Origin of the sequence: Corynebacterium sp. c8Ua_99, assembly GCF_039907185.1 — a bacterium.
Lineage (GTDB): Bacteria > Actinomycetota > Actinomycetes > Mycobacteriales > Mycobacteriaceae > Corynebacterium > Corynebacterium jeikeium_D.
Genome location: NZ_JASBOG010000007.1, coordinates 41,395 through 61,299 on the forward strand (window position 1 = coordinate 41,395; position 19,905 = coordinate 61,299).

At 59.3% G+C, this 19,905-nt stretch carries 11 protein-coding genes; 7 read left to right on the plus strand and 4 right to left on the minus strand.

Annotated elements, in window-relative coordinates:
* Positions 1 to 33: 33 nt before the first annotated feature.
* A complete protein-coding gene (locus QKE19_RS05640) occupies positions 34 to 1,731 on the minus strand; it encodes an AMP-binding protein (RefSeq protein WP_049193377.1) in 1,698 nt (565 codons plus the stop codon).
* Between the two features lie 539 nt (positions 1,732 to 2,270).
* Positions 2,271 to 3,128 (minus strand): HNH endonuclease family protein, encoded by an 858-nt coding sequence (locus tag QKE19_RS05645; protein ID WP_187404410.1) that lies wholly within the window; start codon positions 3,126 to 3,128, stop codon positions 2,271 to 2,273.
* Between the two features lie 314 nt (positions 3,129 to 3,442).
* Here QKE19_RS05645 and gltB point away from each other — a divergent pair, with 314 nt between their 5' ends.
* A complete protein-coding gene (gene gltB, locus QKE19_RS05650; protein WP_347890581.1) occupies positions 3,443 to 8,065 on the plus strand; it encodes a glutamate synthase large subunit in 4,623 nt (1,540 codons plus the stop codon).
* Positions 8,058 to 9,599, plus strand: a complete 1,542-nt coding sequence (locus QKE19_RS05655) for a glutamate synthase subunit beta (RefSeq protein ID WP_016421791.1) — start codon at positions 8,058 to 8,060, stop codon at positions 9,597 to 9,599. The genes gltB and QKE19_RS05655 overlap by 8 nt, the downstream gene beginning before the upstream one ends.
* A gap of 8 nt (positions 9,600 to 9,607) precedes the next feature.
* Here the strand turns inward: QKE19_RS05655 and QKE19_RS05660 are convergent, their stop codons facing one another.
* Both QKE19_RS05660 and QKE19_RS05665 read right to left on the minus strand, forming a co-directional pair.
* Positions 9,608 to 12,175 carry a multicopper oxidase domain-containing protein gene (locus QKE19_RS05660; RefSeq protein WP_016421792.1) on the minus strand — a complete coding sequence of 856 codons (2,568 nt, stop codon included), beginning with the start codon at positions 12,173 to 12,175 and terminating at the stop codon, positions 9,608 to 9,610.
* 132 nt (positions 12,176 to 12,307) lie between these two features.
* A complete protein-coding gene (locus tag QKE19_RS05665; protein ID WP_155877870.1) occupies positions 12,308 to 12,460 on the minus strand; it encodes a hypothetical protein in 153 nt (50 codons plus the stop codon).
* 366 nt (positions 12,461 to 12,826) lie between these two features.
* Between QKE19_RS05665 and QKE19_RS05670 the strand changes: the two genes are divergently transcribed.
* Genes QKE19_RS05670 through QKE19_RS05690 form a run of 5 tightly spaced genes read left to right on the plus strand, consistent with a single transcriptional unit; the run spans position 12,827 to position 19,898 of the window.
* A complete protein-coding gene (locus QKE19_RS05670; RefSeq protein WP_016421793.1) occupies positions 12,827 to 14,704 on the plus strand; it encodes a polysaccharide biosynthesis protein in 1,878 nt (625 codons plus the stop codon).
* 18 nt (positions 14,705 to 14,722) lie between these two features.
* Positions 14,723 to 15,967 carry a hypothetical protein gene (locus tag QKE19_RS05675; RefSeq protein ID WP_016421794.1) on the plus strand — a complete coding sequence of 415 codons (1,245 nt, stop codon included), beginning with the start codon at positions 14,723 to 14,725 and terminating at the stop codon, positions 15,965 to 15,967.
* 3 nt (positions 15,968 to 15,970) lie between these two features.
* The gene (locus tag QKE19_RS05680; RefSeq protein WP_016421795.1) at positions 15,971 to 17,161 is read left to right on the plus strand and encodes a glycosyltransferase family 4 protein; all 1,191 of its coding nucleotides are present in this window, start codon (positions 15,971 to 15,973) and stop codon (positions 17,159 to 17,161) included.
* A complete protein-coding gene (locus tag QKE19_RS05685) occupies positions 17,161 to 18,339 on the plus strand; it encodes a DegT/DnrJ/EryC1/StrS aminotransferase family protein (protein WP_126107793.1) in 1,179 nt (392 codons plus the stop codon). Before QKE19_RS05680 ends, QKE19_RS05685 begins: the two co-directional genes overlap by 1 nt.
* Positions 18,336 to 19,898 carry an O-antigen ligase family protein gene (locus tag QKE19_RS05690; protein ID WP_347890563.1) on the plus strand — a complete coding sequence of 521 codons (1,563 nt, stop codon included), beginning with the start codon at positions 18,336 to 18,338 and terminating at the stop codon, positions 19,896 to 19,898. Before QKE19_RS05685 ends, QKE19_RS05690 begins: the two co-directional genes overlap by 4 nt.
* Positions 19,899 to 19,905 lie beyond the last annotated feature (7 nt).

The window sequence follows — 19,905 nt, forward strand, 5'->3', positions numbered from 1 at the left end:
TAGCCGGTGGGCACACTTTCGTGTGCAGGCTTCTTACTGAGCGTCCAGGTTCAGGCGCTCGTGCATTGCTTTGACCTCGCGCGGGACAACCTTGCCGATGGCGTTGCGCGGCAGGGAGTCGACGAAGAAGACGCGGTCCGGAGTGGAGTGCTCGGCCAGAGTTTCGCGGACGTACTCGCGCAGCATGTCCTCGGTGAGGTTCTTGCCGGCCTCATTGTCCTCGCGGACAACGTAGAGGAACAGGTCAGCGAAAATCTCGTCGTTTTCGTTGCTGCCGTGGCAGAAGACATCGGCGATGCCCGGCACCGGGCCCAGAATTTCTTCGACCTCGCGTGGGAAGACGTTCTCGCCGCCCTTGATCACCATGTCGTCGGAGCGACCACAGATGTACAGGTAGCCGTCCTGGTCGATACGGCCGAGGTCACCAATCTGGAACAGGCCATCGACGGTGGTGAACTTGTCCTTCTTGTTCAGGTAACCGATGAAGGAGAGCTCCTGAGCGGTGTGGATCATGCCAACCTCACCCGGCTCGACTTCCTTGCCGTCGTCACCCAGGATGCGAACCTTGGCGCCAATTGCCGGGCGACCTGCGGAGTCCGGGCGGGCTGCGAGGTCCGCGCCGGATGCGATGGAGCACAGGCCGGCCTCGGTGGAGCCGTAGAAGTTACAGATAACCGGACCGAAGCGGTGAGTCAGCGCGGAGACGAGCCAGCCCGGGATGGCGTTACCAGAGGAGACAATGAAGCGGAACGGGCCAATCTTGCGGTTCGGCTCCTCATCCAGAACATCCTTGATCTGGCGCAGGAAGAAGGCCGCGGAAATCATGCCGTTACAGCCGTACTGTTCACACTGGTCAACAGCCTTCTTCGGGTCGAAGACACGCATGGTGACAATGGTGGAGCCGGTAGCCATGCCAATCAGCACATTTGCCCAGCCCCAGGCGTGGAACATGGATGCGGACTGGTGAATGACCATGTTGCGGCGCCACGGAATACGATCGGCGATTGCACCCACAGTTGCCGGTGTCTTCGGCTCATTGCGCAGGACACCCTTCGGGATGCCGGTGGTGCCGGAGGACATGATGATGATGCGTCCCTGCTCCGGCTTCGGATCTAGCTTGGCGTTCGATGTACGACCTTCTTCAATGAGGTCTTCCATGAACACGAAGTTCTTGCCCGCGTTCTTGCGGGTCTCCGGCTTGGTCACGGAGGTAATAACGACGGTGACATCGTCGAGGTCTTCTGGCAGGTTGCCCAGGAACTCGTCATCGACGAACAGGAACTTGGCCTTATTCTGGTCAACGACGCCGCGAATCTGAGTCGGGCCGGAGCCGATGTTCATCAGCATAATTTCGGAGCCGATGAAGCCCTTGATGGCCATCGGCAGGATGATGCCGCGGCCGTTGCGTGCGATAACGCCGAAGCTGGACTTCTGAGTCATGCCACGGTCCATCAAGGCACGAGCCAGGGCGTGGGCGTTGTCCAGCAGCTGAGAATAGGTCAGTTCGCCGTCATCATCGACAAGGGCGAGGCGATCCGGGTAGCGCAGCGCACTCATGGAAATCAGGCTGGCGACGGAGAACTTCAGGCGACGCAGGTAATCGAGAATCTTCGGCGCCGTCTTCGGAGTCATGTACAGGGCACCAGTACGCAGGAGTGGTGGAATCGACTGGGCAAAAGCCTTGATTTGGAGCCCAAGTGGTACTTCCGGAGCCTTCATTTCAGCTGCCATGGGTGAGAATCCTCCAAGATGATGGACAAGCGATTAATAGCGCCAAGCGACTCTTTAGTCACACTGACACCATCAGTCACGGTAGTGCGATTTTGTAACAACCAGACTTTAACAAACCTGTGCCGCGCCAAAAAGTAGTTTCCACGAAGAAAAGTAAAAATACGCAGTCAGTGTGCGCAGTGCTTTACGACGGATACCTTTTTCGCGTACGGGCTAGAGGATACAGTGTTATCAAACGGTTATAAACCGACGGGAAGCAGTGAATATAACGAAATGCTAACACTGTGGTAACGAATTCAATTCTGGTATTGACGTATATAACTCTATGAATCCAGGGGTTTTCGGTTGGTTTGTTTGAAGGGGGTGGGCCGCAAGTGAATGGCGGTCGCCCCCAGAAATTAGGGGCTAGGAATCTTCAGAAAAATAGAAATGTTCGCGACTAGGAGGGGCGGAGGTTGCGAACACGTAGTTAAATAGGTGACATATTCGCCGGCTTGAGCCTTGGTGTGTGGCATCGGTGAGCGCCGGAGGAAGTTGCCCTAATTCAGGGTTAGGGCGGCAAGTGCGGGCTCATCCTCTGGTGTGCAGGTAGAGAGCCAACGGTCGATGGCATCGTACTCCGCCTGTGTGAGCCACAGGTGGTATTTCTGTTTTACCGCCACCTGGCGAGCGACATACTGGCAGCGAAATGGCTTATTGGCGGGTACCCAGGATGCGGCATCGCTATCCCGCTTCTGTTGATTGGCGGGGCCATCGACGGCCAAGAGGTTGAGGGGGTCATTGGCAAAGTCCTGCCGAACCTCTGGTGGGAGTTGCTGTGCCCCCTTTTGCCAGGCGTCGCTCAAGGCTACGACATGGTCGATCTGTACGGCGGAAGAGGTGTTGCGGCCGCGCTGGAAATCAATCATCGTGCCGGTATAGGGATCCAGTAACTGCCCTGAAAGCACGACGCAATCGCGACTATTTGGTTTGTACTCCTTATTAATAAGGTCACGATTCAAAACATCGTTTCGCGTGTCGCATCCGTTGTGCCCAAACTCGGCAGAGACGTCATCGCTCCAACGCTGCCCGAACTCGTCGCGCGCATAGCCGGTTTTCGGTGCCCGCCCTTTTATCTCCAGCTGGTTGAGGGCGCTACGGATGCCGTCGATAGGCGATGTGCTGGGCGCTGGGGTGTCGGGGACGTCCGGCGAGTCGGGCGCTTCAGGAATCTCGGGCGCGGGTTCCTCTGGCTCGGGCGTGAATGCGGGTGCCGGAGCCGGGCTGTACGACTGGCTCTCTGGAGTGGGGACTGTGGGAGCCGTGCAGCCGCTGAGGATTGTCGCTGCGCCGATGAGGAGGGCGAGGCCCTGCAGTGGCGAGCGGAAACGACGGTTGGCGAGCATGGAGCTAACCATAGCGGTGGGGGCGGATTGGGTATGGAGGGAGGTTTGCTAAAGAATCGAACAATTGTGCGTAGTTAGCGGGGGTGGTAGCTCGATTAGGGGGTTATGGCGTTAAAGCGGGTAGTAAAAGCCCGGTTTTAGTCGAACGGGAAGGGTGTTCTAGCTCCTTCGGGGGTGGGTAAATATAGCTAGTTCCCTAAATACGTATTGCATTACGCCTAGATGAAAGTGCATTGTTAAAACAGTTGGAAATATAGATAACCCGTGTCCCCCAATTGGCACATTGCACCTACAAGGGGAAAACAGCCATGACAGCTAAGACAGCCATGACCCTGACCGAAACAGCGACCACATTGCCTCGTGGTCCTCAGAGGGAAGGTCTCTACCACCCGTCGAACGAACATGATGCGTGTGGCGTGGCCTTTGTTGCCGACATTTACGGTCGCCAGACCCATGACATTGTGGAAAAGGGCATCCAGGCACTGGTCAACCTCGACCACCGCGGTGCCGCCGGCGCTGAGAAGACCACCGGCGACGGTGCCGGCATTCTCATTCAGGTTCCGGATGCCTACTACCGTGCTGAGCTGAGCAAGGAAGGCGTTATTTTGCCGCCGGCTGGCACCTACGCCACCGGTATTGCGTTCCTGCCGCAGTCGCGCATGGCCACCCTTGATGCCATCCGGGCTATTGAAGACATCTGCGCCGAAGAGGGCATCGAGATCTTGGCATGGCGCGATGTGCCGATTAACGCTGACGGGCTTGGCCAGATGGCTCGCCAGGCTATGCCGGTGCTGCGTCAGCTCTTCGTTACCGCGAAGAACTACGAGGGTCGCCAGCTCAGCGATATCGATCTCGACCGCAAGATGTTCTTCCTGCGTAAGCGCTGCGAGCGTGAGCTGGGTGAACAGGGCGCTGGCGAGGGCTCTGGTGGCGACACCGTGTACTTCCCGTCGCTGTCCAGCCGCACGATCGTCTACAAGGGCATGCTGACTACTCCGCAGCTGAAGGATTTCTACCTTGACCTGCAGCAGAAGGAAGTCACTTCCGCGCTCGCCATCGTGCACTCACGCTTTTCCACGAACACTTTCCCGTCCTGGCCGCTGGCACACCCGTACCGCTACGTCGCTCACAATGGCGAAATCAACACCGTGCGCGGCAACGAGAACTGGATGCGCGCCCGCGAGTCGCTAATTCGCTCTGGCAAGCTGGGCAACATCGACCGCGCACTGCCGGTGTGCGACCCCAACGGTTCTGACACTGCGCGTTTCGACGAGGCCCTGGAGTTACTGCATCTCGGTGGTCGTAGTCTCCCGCATGCGGTCATGATGATGGTTCCGCAGGCCTGGGAGCACGACGACAATCTCAGCCCGCAGGTTCGCGCGTTCTACGAGTACCACGCCTGCCTGATGGAGCCGTGGGACGGCCCCGCTGCCATCTGCTTTACCGACGGCCAGGTCATCGGTGCCACCCTGGATCGCAATGGTCTGCGCCCGGGGCGCATCTGGGTGACCGACGAGGGCCTGGTGGTGATGGCCTCCGAAGCTGGTGTCCTGGATATCCCGCCGGAGCAGATTGTGCAGCGCACGCGCGTGCAGCCGGGGCGTATGTTCCTGGTGGACATGAAGGCCGGTCGCATTATTGAGGACAAGGAGATTAAGTCCACGCTGGCCGCCACCGGTCCATACGAGGAATGGATCAAAGAGGGCCTGGTCGACATCACCGACCTGCCACGAGAGCGCTACCAGTACATGCCGCATGCCCGCGCGGTGTTACGACAGCGCGTCTTCGGCATCACCGAAGAAGACGTTGACCTCATCATCCGCCCGATGGCACTCACCGGCGCGGAGGGCCTGGGTTCGATGGGCTCAGACACGCCGATTGCGGCACTGTCCAACCGCCCTCGCATGCTGTTCGACTTCTTCTCGCAGCGGTTCGCGCAGGTGACCAACCCGCCGTTGGACTCGCTGCGCGAAAAGTCCATCACCAGCATGAATACGTTGCTGGGGGCAGAGACCAACATCCTGGAGCCCACCGCCGATGCCGCCCGTCGCATCCGGCTTGAGCATCCAATCCTGGACAACCACGACTTTGTCACCCTGTGCCAGGCGGGCAAGAACGAGGAGTATTCCGAGTTCCGTGCCGAGGTCATCTCCGGTCTGTACCCGGTCGCCCGCGGTGGCCGCGGCCTGCGCAACGCTATCCGTCGTGTCCGCCGTGAGGTCTCTGAGGCCATCGACCGTGGTGCCCGACTGATTGTGCTGTCTGACCGTGAGTCCAACGAGCGCTTTGCCCCTATCCCGTCGCTGCTGCTGACCTCCGCGGTTCACCACCACCTGGTGGAGGAGCGCACTCGCACGCGCGCCAGCCTCATCATTGAGGCTGGCGACGCCCGCGAGGTGCACCACATGGCCATGCTGCTGGGCTTTGGTGCCGATGCCATTAACCCATACATGACTTTCGAAACCATCGATGAGCTGCGCATGAAGGACCAGCTCGGAGCTCTGACGTTGGATCAGGCCTGCTCGAACTACTGCAAGGCTGCCTCCAAGGGCGTGCTGAAGGTCATGTCCAAGATGGGTATCGCCTCACTGCAGTCCTACCGTGGCGCTCAGCTGGCCGACACCGTCGGTCTGTCGCAGGAGTTCCTGGACGAGTACTTCACCGGCGCTGTTTCTCCGCTGGAAGGTATTGGTCTCGACGAGGTCGCAGAAGATGTTGCCGCCCGTCACCGCAGCGCATTCCTGCCGCGTCCGGAAGAGCAGGCATACCGTGAGCTGGATCTCGGCGGCGAGTACAAGTGGCGTCGCGAAGGCGAGTACCACCTATTCAACCCAGAGACAATCTACACGCTGCAGCATGCGACCCGCACTGGTCAGTACGCGGTCTTCCGCGACTACACCAACAAGGTTGATGAGCAGACCAAGCAGCTGGCAACTCTGCGCGGCATGCTCGAGTTCGCCTCGGACCGCGAGCCAATCGACATTGATGAGGTCGAACCGGTCTCGAGCATCGTCAAGCGTTTCTCCACCGGCGCAATGAGCTATGGCTCCATCTCTGCGGAGGCACATGAGACGCTGGCCATCGCTATGAATCGCCTGGGCGCCATGTCCAACTCCGGCGAGGGTGGCGAGGACCCAGACCGTTTCGAAATGGAGGCCAACGGCGACTGGAAACGCTCTGCCATCAAGCAGGTCGCATCGGGCCGCTTCGGTGTGACCAGCCACTACCTGTCCAACTGCACCGACATCCAGATCAAGATGGCCCAGGGTGCAAAGCCCGGCGAGGGTGGCCAGTTGCCACCGAACAAGGTCTACCCGTGGATCGCGGAAGTCCGCATCACCACCCCGGGCGTGGGGCTAATCTCGCCGCCACCGCACCACGACATCTACTCAATCGAGGATCTGGCACAGCTCATCTACGACCTCAAGAACGCCAATCCGCGCGCCCGCATTCACGTCAAGCTCGTCTCCGAGCAGGGCGTGGGTACCGTCGCCGCTGGTGTCTCGAAGGCGCATGCCGACGTCGTGCTGATCTCCGGCCACGATGGCGGCACTGGTGCCTCGCCACTGACCAGCCTCAAGCACGCCGGCGGTCCGTGGGAGCTGGGGCTCGCTGAAACCCAGCAGACCCTGATGCTCAACGGGCTGCGCGACCGCATCCGCGTGCAGTGCGATGGCCAGCTCAAGACCGGTCGTGATGTCGTGGTCGCGATGTTGCTGGGTGCTGAGGAGTTTGGTTTTGCTACCGCTCCGCTGGTGGTTGAGGGCTGCGTCATGATGCGCGTCTGCCACCTGGACACCTGTCCAGTTGGTATTGCCACCCAGAATCCGAAGTTGCGGAGCAAGTTCACCGGCCGTGCCGAGCACGTGGTCAACTTCTTCACCTTCATCGCCCAGCAGGTCCGTGAATACCTCGCTGAGCTGGGTTTCCGCACCATTGACGAAGCGGTCGGACATGCCGAGTGCCTGCGTCCGCGCAAGGATCTCGACAACCTTCCGCGCGTCGCAAAGCTTGACCTGGAGCGAATCCTGCACGTTGCCGAAAGCCCCTTCTTTGCGGACCAGGATTCCTACTGCACGAAGGCGCAGGACCACGGCCTTGAGGGCGCGTTGGATGAGCGCCTCATCGACGAAGCGCAGCCCGCGCTGCGTACGGCGCGCGCGAATGGGCTGGCGCCGACACCGGTATCGCTGCACCATGCCATCAGCAATGTGAACCGTTCCGTGGGCACGCGCCTGGGGTATGAAGTCACCAAAGTCGCAGGTAAGCAGGGGCTTGCCGACGACTCCATCGTCGTCAACCTGCTCGGTTCCGCCGGTAACTCGCTGGGTGCGTTCCTGCCGGCCGGTGTGACCATCAAGCTGGAGGGCGATGCCAACGACTTCGTCGGCAAGGGCCTGTGCGGTGGCAAGATTGTGGTTCGACCTTCACGTTCGGCCCCGCCGACCGCGGATGTGGCTACCGACACCATTGCCGGCAATGTCATTGGTTTTGGTGCCACCAGCGGTGAGATCTTCGTCCGCGGCACTGTCGGTGAGCGCTTCTGCGTGCGTAACTCCGGTGCCACGGCCGTGGTCGAGGGCATCGGTAACCACGGTTGCGAGTACATGACCGGTGGCCGCGTCGTAGTGGCGGGCCCGGTCGGTCACAACTTCGGCGCCGGTATGAGTGGCGGTATCGCCTACCTGCTGGATAACGAGGCGACGCGGGCGAACATCAACACCGAGTTGGTCGACATCGTGCCTCTCGACGATGAGGACATCAGCTGGCTGGAGGCAACGCTGTCGAAGCACCGCAAGCTCACGGGTTCTAAGACTCGGTTCCCGGCCGCACAGTTCATCAAAATTATGCCGCGTGATTACGCCCGAATTCTCGACGTAGTCGCGAAGGCAAAGGACAACGACGCTGACATCAACGAGGCAATCATGGAGGCAGTAACCAATGGCTGATCCGAAGGGTTTCATGAAATTCCAGCGCGAAGAGCCTGCTCATCGCCCGGTTCCGCTGCGTCTGATGGACTGGAAAGAGGTCTATGAGGAGGCTAGTCAGGAGCACCTGCAACAGCAGGCGACCCGCTGCATGGACTGCGGCGTGCCGTTTTGTCACTCGGCCTGTCCTCTGGGCAACATCATTCCGGAGTGGAATGACCTGGTTCGTCAGAACCGCTGGCACGAGGCTTTCGAGCGCTTGCACGCCACCAATAACTTTCCCGAGTGGACCGGTCGCCTGTGTCCGGCTCCGTGCGAGGGCGGTTGTGTGCTCGGCATCAATGATGATGCCGTGACCATTAAGAACATCGAGCTGGCCATCGTTGAACGCGGCTTCGATGAGGGCTGGGTGCAGCCGATTGTGCCGACTTTCGACACCGGCCAACACATCGCTGTCATCGGCTCCGGGCCGGCGGGCCTTGCTGCAGCACAGCAGCTGACTCGCGCCGGGCATGATGTCACGGTCTTCGAGCGCGACGACAAGATTGGTGGTCTGATGCGCTACGGCGTGCCGGACTACAAGATGGAGCAGCGTTTCCTCGACCGTCGTCTCGAGCAGATGGAAATCGAGGGCACTGAGTTCCGCACCAACATCTCACCGACGGCTGCTGACCTGGCCGAATTCGATGCAGTGGTCCTAGCTACCGGCGCGTCACTGGCCCGCGACCTGCCTGTCGATGGCCGTGATTTGGAGGGTATTCACCAGGCTATGGAGTACCTGCCGGGTGCCAACCGCGTTGCCGCAGGCGAGCTCGACACCCCGCCGATTGATGCGAAGGGCAAGAAGGTCGTTGTCATTGGCGGCGGTGACACCGGCATTGACTGCTTCGGTACCGCGCTGCGCCAGGGAGCGGCGTCCGTCACGCAGTTCGATATTCGCCCGCGTGCGCCGAAGTCCCGTGCGGCGTCGACTCCGTGGCCGATGTATCCGCTGGTCTGGCGTGTGGCGACTGCCCACGAAGAGGGCGAGTACACCATCACCGGTTCCGAACCACCAGAGGTTACCGAGGCACTCGGCTTCAACGCTCGCGTCACCGGCGAGACCCTGGGCAAGCGCGTCTTCAACGTCAACACCGTCTCCTTCCACGGCGAGGACGGTCACGTGACCGGCCTGTCCGCCAACGAGGTCGAGGTCATCGATGGCAAGCGTGTGCCCATGGAGGATACGGATTTCGAGCTCGACGCCGACCTAGTTCTCATCGCGCTGGGCTTCTCCGGTCCGGAGCGCGGCGGTCTGCCCCATGAACTGGGGATTCAGTTCAACGATCGCGGTATGATGATGCGTGACGACGACTACCTCGCCGTGCGCAGCGACATCGAGCAGAACTTCGACGGTCCGGTGTTCGTGGCCGGTGACAATGGCCGCGGGGCCAGCCTGATTGTGTGGGCTATCGCCGAAGGTCGCGCCTGCGCCGAGGCCGTGGACCAGTACTTGATGGGCGAGTCCAATCTGCCGCGCGCTGTCGAGCCGGAGGATGCTCCAATTAAGTTGTAAACCCTGGTTTAGTTCACCACTATGTTGCCGCGTGCCCCCATTTCGGCATGCACCATCTGGTGGTCGACAAAGCGGTACGTGCCAGGCTCCGGGAATTCGGCCTCAACATAACCACCCTGCGCGGCACCGAGGTCAAGGGCTTGGGCACCGCCCACGCCGTCGTCAAGCAAAAGCGCGCCCTCCTTGTACACGCGATGGAACTGCGTGCCGACGATATGGAAGCTCGTGCCCTTGTTGGGGCCGGCGGCAAGTACCCAGAAACGTACCGTCTCACCTGCGCGAATGCGAATTGGGTGGGTGAGATACTGGTCGGGGTAGCCGTTGAACTTGTAGATATCGGGGTCCTCGGCCATGGTCTTGTCGGCGTCGGGGCCGTCCTCGCCCCAGTAGCTTTCCGACTGCACCAGAAGAACCTCGTGGTCAACATCAGTGAGATTCGGTGGGTCGATGATGACGGCACCGTGCATACCGGCAGCGATGTGCATGGACATGGGCATGGTTGCGCAGTGGTACATCCAGATGCCCGCGCGGTCAGCACGGAAGCGGTACTCAAGCTTCTCACCAGGGGCGATGTCGCGCATTGGCTCGTCCGGCGAAACAATGCCGGCGTGAAAGTCGATGGAGTGACTCATGGTGCCGTCATTAATGAGCGTGACGACGAACTCGTCGCCCACCTTGCCGCGCAGAGTTGGCCCCAGCGGTTTGCCGTTGTAGACCCAGTGCTGCTGCTCGACGCCAGGGGCAGCGTAGCCGGTGAACTCGCTGGCTCGCAGCGTGACGTGGTGAACCGTGGCGTCCTCGGCGGGTTCTAATAGCGGGTTGATGGTGGGGGAATCCGGGCCGGGTAGCTCGCCGACATTCCCGAGTGCGCCTGGCGTTGCGAGGTCGGAGTGGCTGCTGTTCCCAGTGTGGTGTGAATGATTCGAACCACCTGCATTAACTGTGAGCGTCATGCCCATCTGGCGGTGGCCAGCAATGGTGCACCAACCGTCAATGTCGCCAGGGACGACCGGCACTTCGATGGTGGCGGAGTCGCCGGGGGAGACTCGGCCGGTGTCCTCGCCGGTGGCCAAGCGCAGATCGTGGACTTGGGAATCCGCGTTGACCATGGTGATGACCAGGCGGTCGCCGGGGTTCGCCTCAATGACGTTCGGGGTATAGGTCATATCGTTGGCAGTGACCGTGACCTCGACGGTTTCTCCGGTGGGCGCAACATCGCCGGTGGTTTCAATGCTGCTCGTACCGCCACCGCTACCGCTCAGCGCAACGCCGACGGTTACTACCAGGCCTAATACAGCCAGAGCAGCGGTAGTTTGAGCACCGAGACGACGCGCGGTTGCTTGCAGCTCGACCGGCTTCGGCGATGCTTCCTTGTTAGCTCGTGCCTTCTGGCGTTCCTTCAGCGCACCAATCTGTGCCTTTGCGGCCCGGCCGACAAGTGGCAGATAAGACACCAAGGCAAGGGAGACCATTGCGGAGACCGCCACTTTGGTCCAGGAAGGCAGCGGCATTAGCCACAGTGCCAGACCAATATTGATGGTCGACCAGCGAAATGCGCCCGCGCGGTCAAGTTCCTTCATACCGGCAGAGACTGGGCCAGCACCTCCGCCGATGGTGGCGGGCAGGAGTTGGCTCATCATGCCGATAAGCAACTGGGCGCCGAAACCGATTACCAGCGGCAGCGTGAGGGATGAGATTACGAAGCCGTCGTCAAGCGCCTTGACTGTGGCGACTGTGAGTGTGCCGATTAGCCATACGATGGCGGCCGCGACAGACAGCGCCGGGTAGCTGAGGCGGTCGCGGGGGTCTTTAGCGACGGTCATGACGTTGTGCGCCCACGGGATGGCGGCTATGACCCAGCCGATAGTGATGATGCCAAGGCCGACCGAGGCGATCCAGTTGATGCTGGTCAGTGCACCGATCGCGGTAATCGCGATACCTATGAGCTGTATTGCTAGTGCCAGCTTCGGGCGGGAATGCGGCGACATCTGGGTTCGCCACAGCGCTGGGAACATGGTGATGAGCGTGCCGCAGGCCGCGAGCCCGAGGAAGCCAATGAGGTTGACGGCTTCGTGTGCCAATAGGAGGTCGTCGTGAAGCGCTTTGCCCTTCGGAGATGCGAGGATGGCGCCGAGTGCAGCGCCGATGGGCAGTAGACATGCCGACGCGACGTAGTGCGCAACGGAAATGGCGAATGGCCGATCGCGCTTCGCCATCAGGTCGCGGCCGAGGGAAATCGCATGCCATGCGACGGCGACGCCGACGACCGCCGCGCCGACGGTGGTCACCGGCCACCAGTCACCGAGCTTGCCGACGACCGTTGCGACAATACCTACGTTGAGCAGGTAAATATTTGCCAACTGAATCTTCCGATTGCCAACGGGCACGTCGATTTTCAGTAGCTTTTCGGTGAAGTGGCGGCCCCAGATGAGGATGGAGTTGGTGACTGCGCCGAGGGTAAAGAGATGCACCAACAGCCAACGGCTATCGGTGACGAAAGGGTGAATGAGTGCTGCCACAATGATGGAGGCGAACCACCAGCGCACTGGCATACCGGCCTTGCGATGCCAGGACATGCGGCGCTTCTTGCCAGGCTTAGTAGGCGGTTTGGTTGTGGGGGATTGGGGTTCTGGTGTGGCGTGCGACGACATATATCAATAATACGCATACTGGGTGCGCATTTAATATGGGCGCATGTAAGAGTGCTTTTATTTGGTCGGGTCTTCGCCGTTTTTGTGGGCCTGCCAGAACTGTGTGGTCTTCTGTGTCTGACCCATCCGGTTTTGAATCAGCATCAGGGTAGTAAGGAAGGGCTTCCGGGTGATGAAAGCGCGTGCCCGACGCGTTGATGATGTGCTCACGGGGAAGTGTAACCCTTTTGTCAAAAACGATTGTTTGAGTATTCACGCAAATACTTCCTTGAATAAACATCTCAATAAAGAGGTGATTGTGCATTAATTGCAATCGTCAGGAAGTGGTTACGTTAGAAGCTAGTTTGTACAGCTAGTTAGACGAATGTAAACAGATTGAAGCTTCAGTAAACAGTTGGTGAAACGTTGTTTTGCCAGGGAGAATGATGAGTGGTAAAGGTGGCTTTTTGGCTACCCGAACGATGGGGTAGCCCTTTGTAGTAGGGGGCTGTAAATGTAGTTCATATCGCATAGTATGCCAAGCCTGTGGAACGCATTGTGCGTAAGAAAATTTAACCAGCAGTAAAAGGCATAAGAATGTTTATCCGAGACTGGAAGCAGCTCGCCTGGTGCGTATTTGACGTACTCGCCTGGCTGATTGCGCTGTCCGCCGCTAACGGAATCGTCCGCGGTGAATTGGTATCTTTCTCTGAAATATCAGGCACTAATTTTTTGGTTGTCGCTGTCGCCGTGGCCGTCATCGTCCTGCTCGGCCTGCTGCTCGGGGAGTACACCAACCCACAACGCGTATGGCCCGGCAGTCGAACTGAAGATATTGTTCTGCTGAGCATCAGCATGGGCGGCGCTACCGCAGCCACTGGGTTAGCTCAAATCCTGAAGACCTTCCCGGAAATTGCGTGGTACGTTCCGTTCGCAGGTGGCTGTGTCGCAACTTTGGCAAGTATCTATACCCGAACTCTCGCTCGCTGGATTACCAACAACTTTGGCTCCCGTCAGACGGATGATCGCTTGATTGTTCTCGGTGCAGGCCGTCGAGCCAAGTTCTTTATTAACAGTCTTACGGATTCCGGTATCTCCCGTGAGAACCGCTTCCACTTGGTTGGAATCGTCGATCCCAAGGAAAGCCGCGAGAACCATATTTCTCGTATCCATGGTCTCCGCGTGATTCGTGGAATTGATCAGCTGGGTGAGCTCGCATCGCGCACTTCGGCGCAGTCGGTCATCATTGCTACTGATGAGCCACTGTCCACTGAGTGCATCAACGTCCTCAACCACATTTGTGAGGAATCGTCGCTGCGCCTGCTCATTCTGCCGCCGGTGGAAGAGTACTCGCGCCACCGTGGTGCTGTCGCTACCTCGCAGGTGCGCGAAATTAACATCGCCGACCTCATTGGCCGTCAGCCTCTGCACCTGGATGAATCCAGGGTCGCTTCCATAATCCGCGGTAAGAAGGTGCTGGTTACCGGCGCTGGAGGTTCTATCGGTTCCGAAATCTGCCGACAGGTTCACCGCTTTGAGCCGGCAGAACTGATTATGCTGGATCGCGATGAGGGCGGCTTGCATGCCACGCAGCTGTCGCTGACGGGTTCGGCGCTTCTCGACGGCTCCGATACCGTCCTGGCTGATATCCGTGACGCGGAAATGCTGACGCAGATCTTCACCGAGCGCAAGCCCGATGTTGTCTACCATGCTGCAGCTCTCAAGCACCTGCCGCTGTTGGAGAGCTACCCTGCAGAAGCAGTTCAAACCAATGTCATCGGAACTCAGAACGTCCTGGATGCAGCGGCTGCGGCCAACGTTTCAACCGTTATTAATATTTCCACGGACAAGGCTGCGAACCCGGCCTCGATTCTGGGTGAATCCAAGCGCGCTGCGGAACGTCTGACTGCGCACATGGGGAAAACTCACGAAGGTGTCTGGGCATCTGTCCGCTTCGGTAACGTGTTTGGCTCGCGTGGTTCAGTCATTACGACTTTCCAGCGTCAGATTGAAGAGGGCGGCCCGGTGACGGTGACGCATCCTGACGTTCAGCGCTACTTCATGACCATTCCGGAGGCATCGCAGCTGGTGCTGCAGGCTACCGTTATTGCAGAGTCCGGTGAGACTCTGGTGCTGGAGATGGGTAAGCCGGTCAAGATTGCTGAGCTGGCGGAGAACCTGATCAGGCTCCATGACGCAGACGTAGAGATTGTCTACACGGGTCTTCGCGAAGGTGAGAAAATCTCCGAGGATTTGGTTGATGACCGCGAGGTTCCCAAGATCGGTGATCGTCATCCGCTAATCACTGAGGTACGTGTTGAGCCGGAACGGCTGAATTCGCGGATTCTTCCGTGCACACATGATCACGATGCGGCACGTCGTTGGCTTGCAGAGCACGGTGGGGCGCAAAGCAGTATTGAGGCGCATCCCACCGGTGCACAATCACTTGCAACCGCTAGCTCGAAAGCAAAATAGTTAGGATGACTCCCCACCGTGACAACCACCAGCTCCTCTAACTCCGGGCAGCTGGCGCAAAGAGTTCGAACAGTTGCGACGATTTCGGCAGCTTCAGCGCTCGCCGCAGTCGTCGCCTTTGTGGTCAGTATTCTTTCCGCGCGAGTGCTGGGGCCCGCCGGTCGAGGCGAGGTCGCTACCGTTTTGCAGTTCGCCTATATTGTGGCGCCATTCGTCGGCTTTGGGGCCGATCGGCTTTTGCTGCGCCGCGATGATTACGACCACGGTCTCATTCCGAGTGGTTTCGCCATGACTGTAGTCGCTCTGATTGCCTGTGCCATTGCAGGTGTCGTCTACGGACCATGGACGGCGATGGCCGGCGTCGTCGCCTTGGTTACCGTGTCATTTTCCATGGTTCGTGCCATGGCTATCAGCCGCCATCGAGTGTCCTTCTTCGTCGTAGTATTCATCGGTTTCCAGGGCTCAGTACTGCTTATTAGCGCTGCGCTATATTTCGCCGGAGTCGAAGACTGGCGCTGGTGGGCTGCGGCCTATATCTTCCCGGCACTGCCACTGGCAATCTGGTCGCTAGCGAAGTCACGCAAACACACCGATTCCCGTGTTGGCGGAGTGGTAGAGACGGCTCGAACAAATGCCCCATTCATCGCATCGGGTCTGGGGCCGCTGACGACCACACGCTTGGGTCGCGTTTTGCTGCCGGCGCTGGCCTCACCGGCGTCGTTAGGTCTTTTCGTAGTCGTGGCGACGGCGACGGAACCGCTGTACTGGATCGCGCAGTCAGTCGCCGATCAGCGCACCAGCGACCAGAGGGGTCGCGAACTCACCCCATCTCGTGTGCTCCGACACCTTGGCATAGTCACTGCAGCGTACGGGGCACTTGGTGCGCTCGGTGGGGTGGCACTCTACTTCCTTATCGTGCCGGTATTCGGCCATGAGTTTGAGCCTGCCCGGGAGTTGGTGCTGCCACTGACTATCGCGGCCGTGGTGCTCGGCTGCTACCGACACCTGTGCGGTGAAATTCTCGGCAGTGACAATCCCCGTCGAATTGGCCGAGTGGAACTTATTTCCGCCGTCATCGCTGTCATTTGTTACCCGATTGGCATTCTTCTCGGAGATGCCCTCGGTCTCGCGTGGACCAGCGCAGTTGTCTATTTTGCAGCAGCCGTGGTCGCGGCAGTGGCGCTAATGCGGCCAACCGGAGGCCAGAAGAATCCATCAACTACCACCGAAGAACTCCCCGTCGACGTAATCGAGGAAGCCTAAACAATGCGAATCACTTATATCCACCAGCACTTTGTTCTCCCCGGTGAGCCGGGTGGTTCCCGACCCTACGAGTTTGCCCGCCGAATGGCCGCCGCAGGCCACGAGGTGACAATGATCTGTGGTCGCGATGAGGCCATGGATAAAACGGTTGATGGCATCCACGTGCGTCGTCTAGCGATTCCATACCGCAATGAAATGTCGAAGCGCGAGCGCATTGTCAGTTTCTTCAACTTCCTGGTGCGCGCCTCCGCGGTCGCTGCCCGTGTGCCTGCCGACGTGATCTACGCGTCCTCGACCCCGCTGACTGTGGCGGTTCCGGGAATTGTGGCGAAGTTTACCCAGCGTGCGCCGTTGGTGGCAGAAATTCGTGACCTGTGGCCAGAGGTGCCGATCAAGTTGGGCTACCTCAATAATCCGGTGGCAATTTTCCTGGCCAAGCAGCTGGAGAAGGCATTTTATGCGGCATCGAGCGAGGTCGTGGCGCTGTCGCCGTCGATGGCCGATGGCGTCAAAGAGGTCGCTCCGAAGAAGCGCGTGACCGTGATTCCGAATGCGTCGGACTTTGAGCGTTTTGATGTCCCGGCCGATCAGCGCGCTGCTTTCCGAAAGGAGCAGGGTTGGGGCGATGACGTGGTAGCTGTCTATGCCGGTGGTTTTGGCATGTCCTACCAGCTGGAGTGGCTTGTGGATTTGGCGGCGCAGCTGCGTCGTGATGGCGTGGAGAATGTGCGCTTTGTCCTGCTGGGGCAGGGAAGCGACTCGGACGCGCTGTATCAGCGCGCCAAGGACGCTGGCCTCGATGCCGATGCGATGTTCCTCGGCCGTCAGCCGAAGGAAGATGTCGCCAAGTACGTGTCTGCCGCCGATATCGCGCTATCGCCGCTGCGTGATGACCCCTGCCTGGAGGGCAACTCCCTGAACAAGGTCTTCGATGCCATGGCCGCATCGCGTCCGGTGGTGTTCAACCATGGTGGCTGGCTGGAGGAAGCCGCAACCGAGCACGATGCCGGTTGGCGTCTCTCGCGCGATATTCCGACCGCGGCCAAGCGATTCGCTGAGATCATCTCCGACCGCGATGAGATGCGCGCAGCGGGACAGCGAAACCGCGAACTGGGTGAGAAGCGTTTTGCCCGTGACAGCCTGTACAACCAGCTCATCGAGGTACTCAACCGCGTCCGAAAGGTGCAGAAGTAATGACTAACGCCGACGCTAACAAGCCCAATGAGCGGATCTTCCTTTCGCTCGCGACAGTCACCGAAGCAGAAGAACAGGCCGTCGTTCGCGCGCTCCACTCTGGTTGGGTGGCTCCGTTGGGCCCCGAAGTAGACGCGTTTGAAGCGGAGATTGCCAAGCGCTGCGGTGTTGAGCACGCGCTCGCGCTGTCGTCTGGCACCGCTGGCCTGCACTTGGCGCTGCTTGCGCTGGGGATCGGTGAAGGTGACTACATTCCGGTTTCCACCATGACCTTCGCGGCCACGACCAACGCCATTGCTTACGTTGGTGCTACGCCGGTGTTCGTCGATGCCGCAGAGGACGGAAACATCGACCCTGAGCTGCTGCTCCGCACCGTCGATGAGCTGCTTGCCGAGGGCAAGAGCGTTCCCGCCGTGATGATTGTGGACCTCTTTGGCCGCTGCGCCGATTACCCGGCCTTCGCGCCACGCCTGGAAGAACTCGGCATCGCGCTCATCGAGGACGCCGCCGAGGCGCTCGGTGCCAGCGTCCATGGTCAGCCGGCCGGCAGTTTCGGCCGTGCCGCCGCGCTGTCTTTCAACGGCAACAAAATCATGACCACCTCCGGCGGTGGCATGCTGCTGTCCGATGATGCCGATCTCATCGCTCGCGCGCGCTACCTGTCCACCCAGGCGCGTCAGCCCGTCGCTTGGTACGAACACACCGAAATCGGCTACAACTACCGACTTTCCAATCTCCTTGCCGCACTGGGGCGGGCGCAGCACTCGCGTCTGGACGGCATGATTGCTCGCCGCCGCCAGATTCGCGATGCATACCTAGATTTGCTCGCCTCGCTTGACGACGATGCCCCTGGTAAAGGTACCCGCTTGCTCTCTGACTCCGACGAGCGTTTCACCGAGAACTGCTGGTTGACCTCAATTGTGCTGCCGCAGGAGGCCGTCGATAAGGGTGTGCTGACCCCGGACAGCGTGATTGCAGCACTTGGTGAGGCCAGCATTGAGGCTCGTCACCTGTGGAAGCCGATGCACCTGCAGCCGGTATACGAGGGCGCACGAGCCAGCATCAACGGCACCGCTGAGAATCTTTTCTCCCGCGGCATTACTCTTCCTAGTGGTCCGGCGCTGGACGATGACGACGTCGCGCGGGTGATAGGTGTTTTGAAGGAAGTGCTGGGATGACTCCTACAGAGGTAGCAGGAGAAACTGTAAAACAGCGAAAACCAATACTGCAGTCGCTGTTTATTGTGGTGGCCGCGGGAATGTTTGCTGGTGTCCTCTACGTTGGCGACACGACGATGAAGGACGTCTCTTCGGCGCTTCCTGATCTCTCTCTTGCATTGCCGATTTTGGTAATCGTTGCAATCCTTACCGCCTTCGGCACCCCAGAAGCGCAGCGCCAGAGTTGGCTGAATGCGATGAAAGGCGCTGGCAATGTAAAGCAGTGGCCGATGGCCGTGTGGGCATTAGTGGCTTTCTATGCCTGGTTGTTCTGGATGATGCTGTCCGGACTGTGGGCCCCCGAAGCTGCCGAAGTTGCTCCTGTCGTTACTGCGTTGATAACGCTTGGGCTCATCGCCACGATGTCAGCAGTACTGTTCTATTTGCATCCTCAGGCACTGGTATGGCTGTGGTTAGCAGTAGCCATTTGCTCGCTTATTTTTCTCTACGGTGGCATTACTGGTCCGAAATATGTCGGGCGCATGACGGCGTTCGGCGGTGGACCGAATGTCTTTGCCCGTTTCATGCTGTACGGCATCGCGGCAGCTGTGTTTTTCATGCTGTGGCGTAAGTTCATGTGGGCAGCTCTCTTGTTCGCTGCACCATTTGCTTACGGTCTCGTTGCGTCGGGAAGCCGCGGTGTACTGGTTGCTACCACCGTGGTAGTCCTCTTTACCGCTATAGCTGTGTTTTTTCACTGGGGTTGGAAGTGGGCGACTGTTTTTTACGTCGCAGTCGCCGCAGCGGTCGCGTATGGATACTCGCGGTTCATCGCAGGTACCGAGATTGAAGAGTACTTTAAGACGCGCTTTATCCAGTTGACCTTCGAAAAAGAACATGATTCCGGACGCGGTCATCTCCATGATGAAGCTTTCCGAATCATGGGTGAACACCGCATCTTTGGTGGAGGCCTGCATAGCTTCGTTGTGCTGTCGACACCGAGGTCTTCACGTCCATTGGAGCATCCGCACAATATCTTCTACACAGTCGGATCTGAAGCGGGTGTCATAGGTATCGGTCTGTTTGTGATTGTGCTGGTTGTGCTGGCAATCGCCTGTCGCCACCTATTCAAGTTTCTTCAAGCTGGTCTGACCGCAGCTGTGGCGTTAGCGGTTCTTGTGGCACAGGTTTTTTCCGGCTACTACTACGATTCCCGTTCGCTATGGCTATTTGGCTTTGCAGCAGCATTTACAATGCTGAGCCTACGGCGCCGCGCGCAGGACACAGCATTGGCAGAACCAGAGCTGGAGCCGCAACCAGAACCCGCAGCCGAGCCCGAACCAGTCATGGTCACCGATACCGCGGAGCCGGTTGTGCCGGAGCTGGAGCCAGCGGTGGCCGTCGTCAAGCAAAGTGCGCCTGACAACCAGAATGACCACAAGAAACTGCGCGTTGCGGCAGCGTCGTTTGCCGCGGCCGGTGCAGTGGGTGCAATCGGATGGCTGGTCAGGAACCGTTCCAATGCGGAAGTCGATGCGCGTGCCGAAAAGCTTCTGCGCGAAATGTTCAACGAAAAATAGGAGATAA

Bases quoted from the DNA above. Each gene is read 5' to 3' on its own strand.
- QKE19_RS05640 (WP_049193377.1), bottom strand. From the start codon at position 1,731: ATGGCAGCTGAAATGAAGGCTCCGGAAGTACCACTTGGGCTCCAAATC.
- QKE19_RS05645 (WP_187404410.1), bottom strand. From the start codon at position 3,128: ATGGTTAGCTCCATGCTCGCCAACCGTCGTTTCCGCTCGCCACTGCAG.
- gltB (WP_347890581.1), top strand. From the start codon at position 3,443: ATGACCCTGACCGAAACAGCGACCACATTGCCTCGTGGTCCTCAGAGG.
- QKE19_RS05655 (WP_016421791.1), top strand. From the start codon at position 8,058: ATGGCTGATCCGAAGGGTTTCATGAAATTCCAGCGCGAAGAGCCTGCT.
- QKE19_RS05660 (WP_016421792.1), bottom strand. From the start codon at position 12,175: ATGTCCTGGCATCGCAAGGCCGGTATGCCAGTGCGCTGGTGGTTCGCC.
- QKE19_RS05670 (WP_016421793.1), top strand. From the start codon at position 12,827: ATGTTTATCCGAGACTGGAAGCAGCTCGCCTGGTGCGTATTTGACGTA.
- QKE19_RS05680 (WP_016421795.1), top strand. From the start codon at position 15,971: ATGCGAATCACTTATATCCACCAGCACTTTGTTCTCCCCGGTGAGCCG.
- QKE19_RS05685 (WP_126107793.1), top strand. From the start codon at position 17,161: ATGACTAACGCCGACGCTAACAAGCCCAATGAGCGGATCTTCCTTTCG.
- QKE19_RS05690 (WP_347890563.1), top strand. From the start codon at position 18,336: ATGACTCCTACAGAGGTAGCAGGAGAAACTGTAAAACAGCGAAAACCA.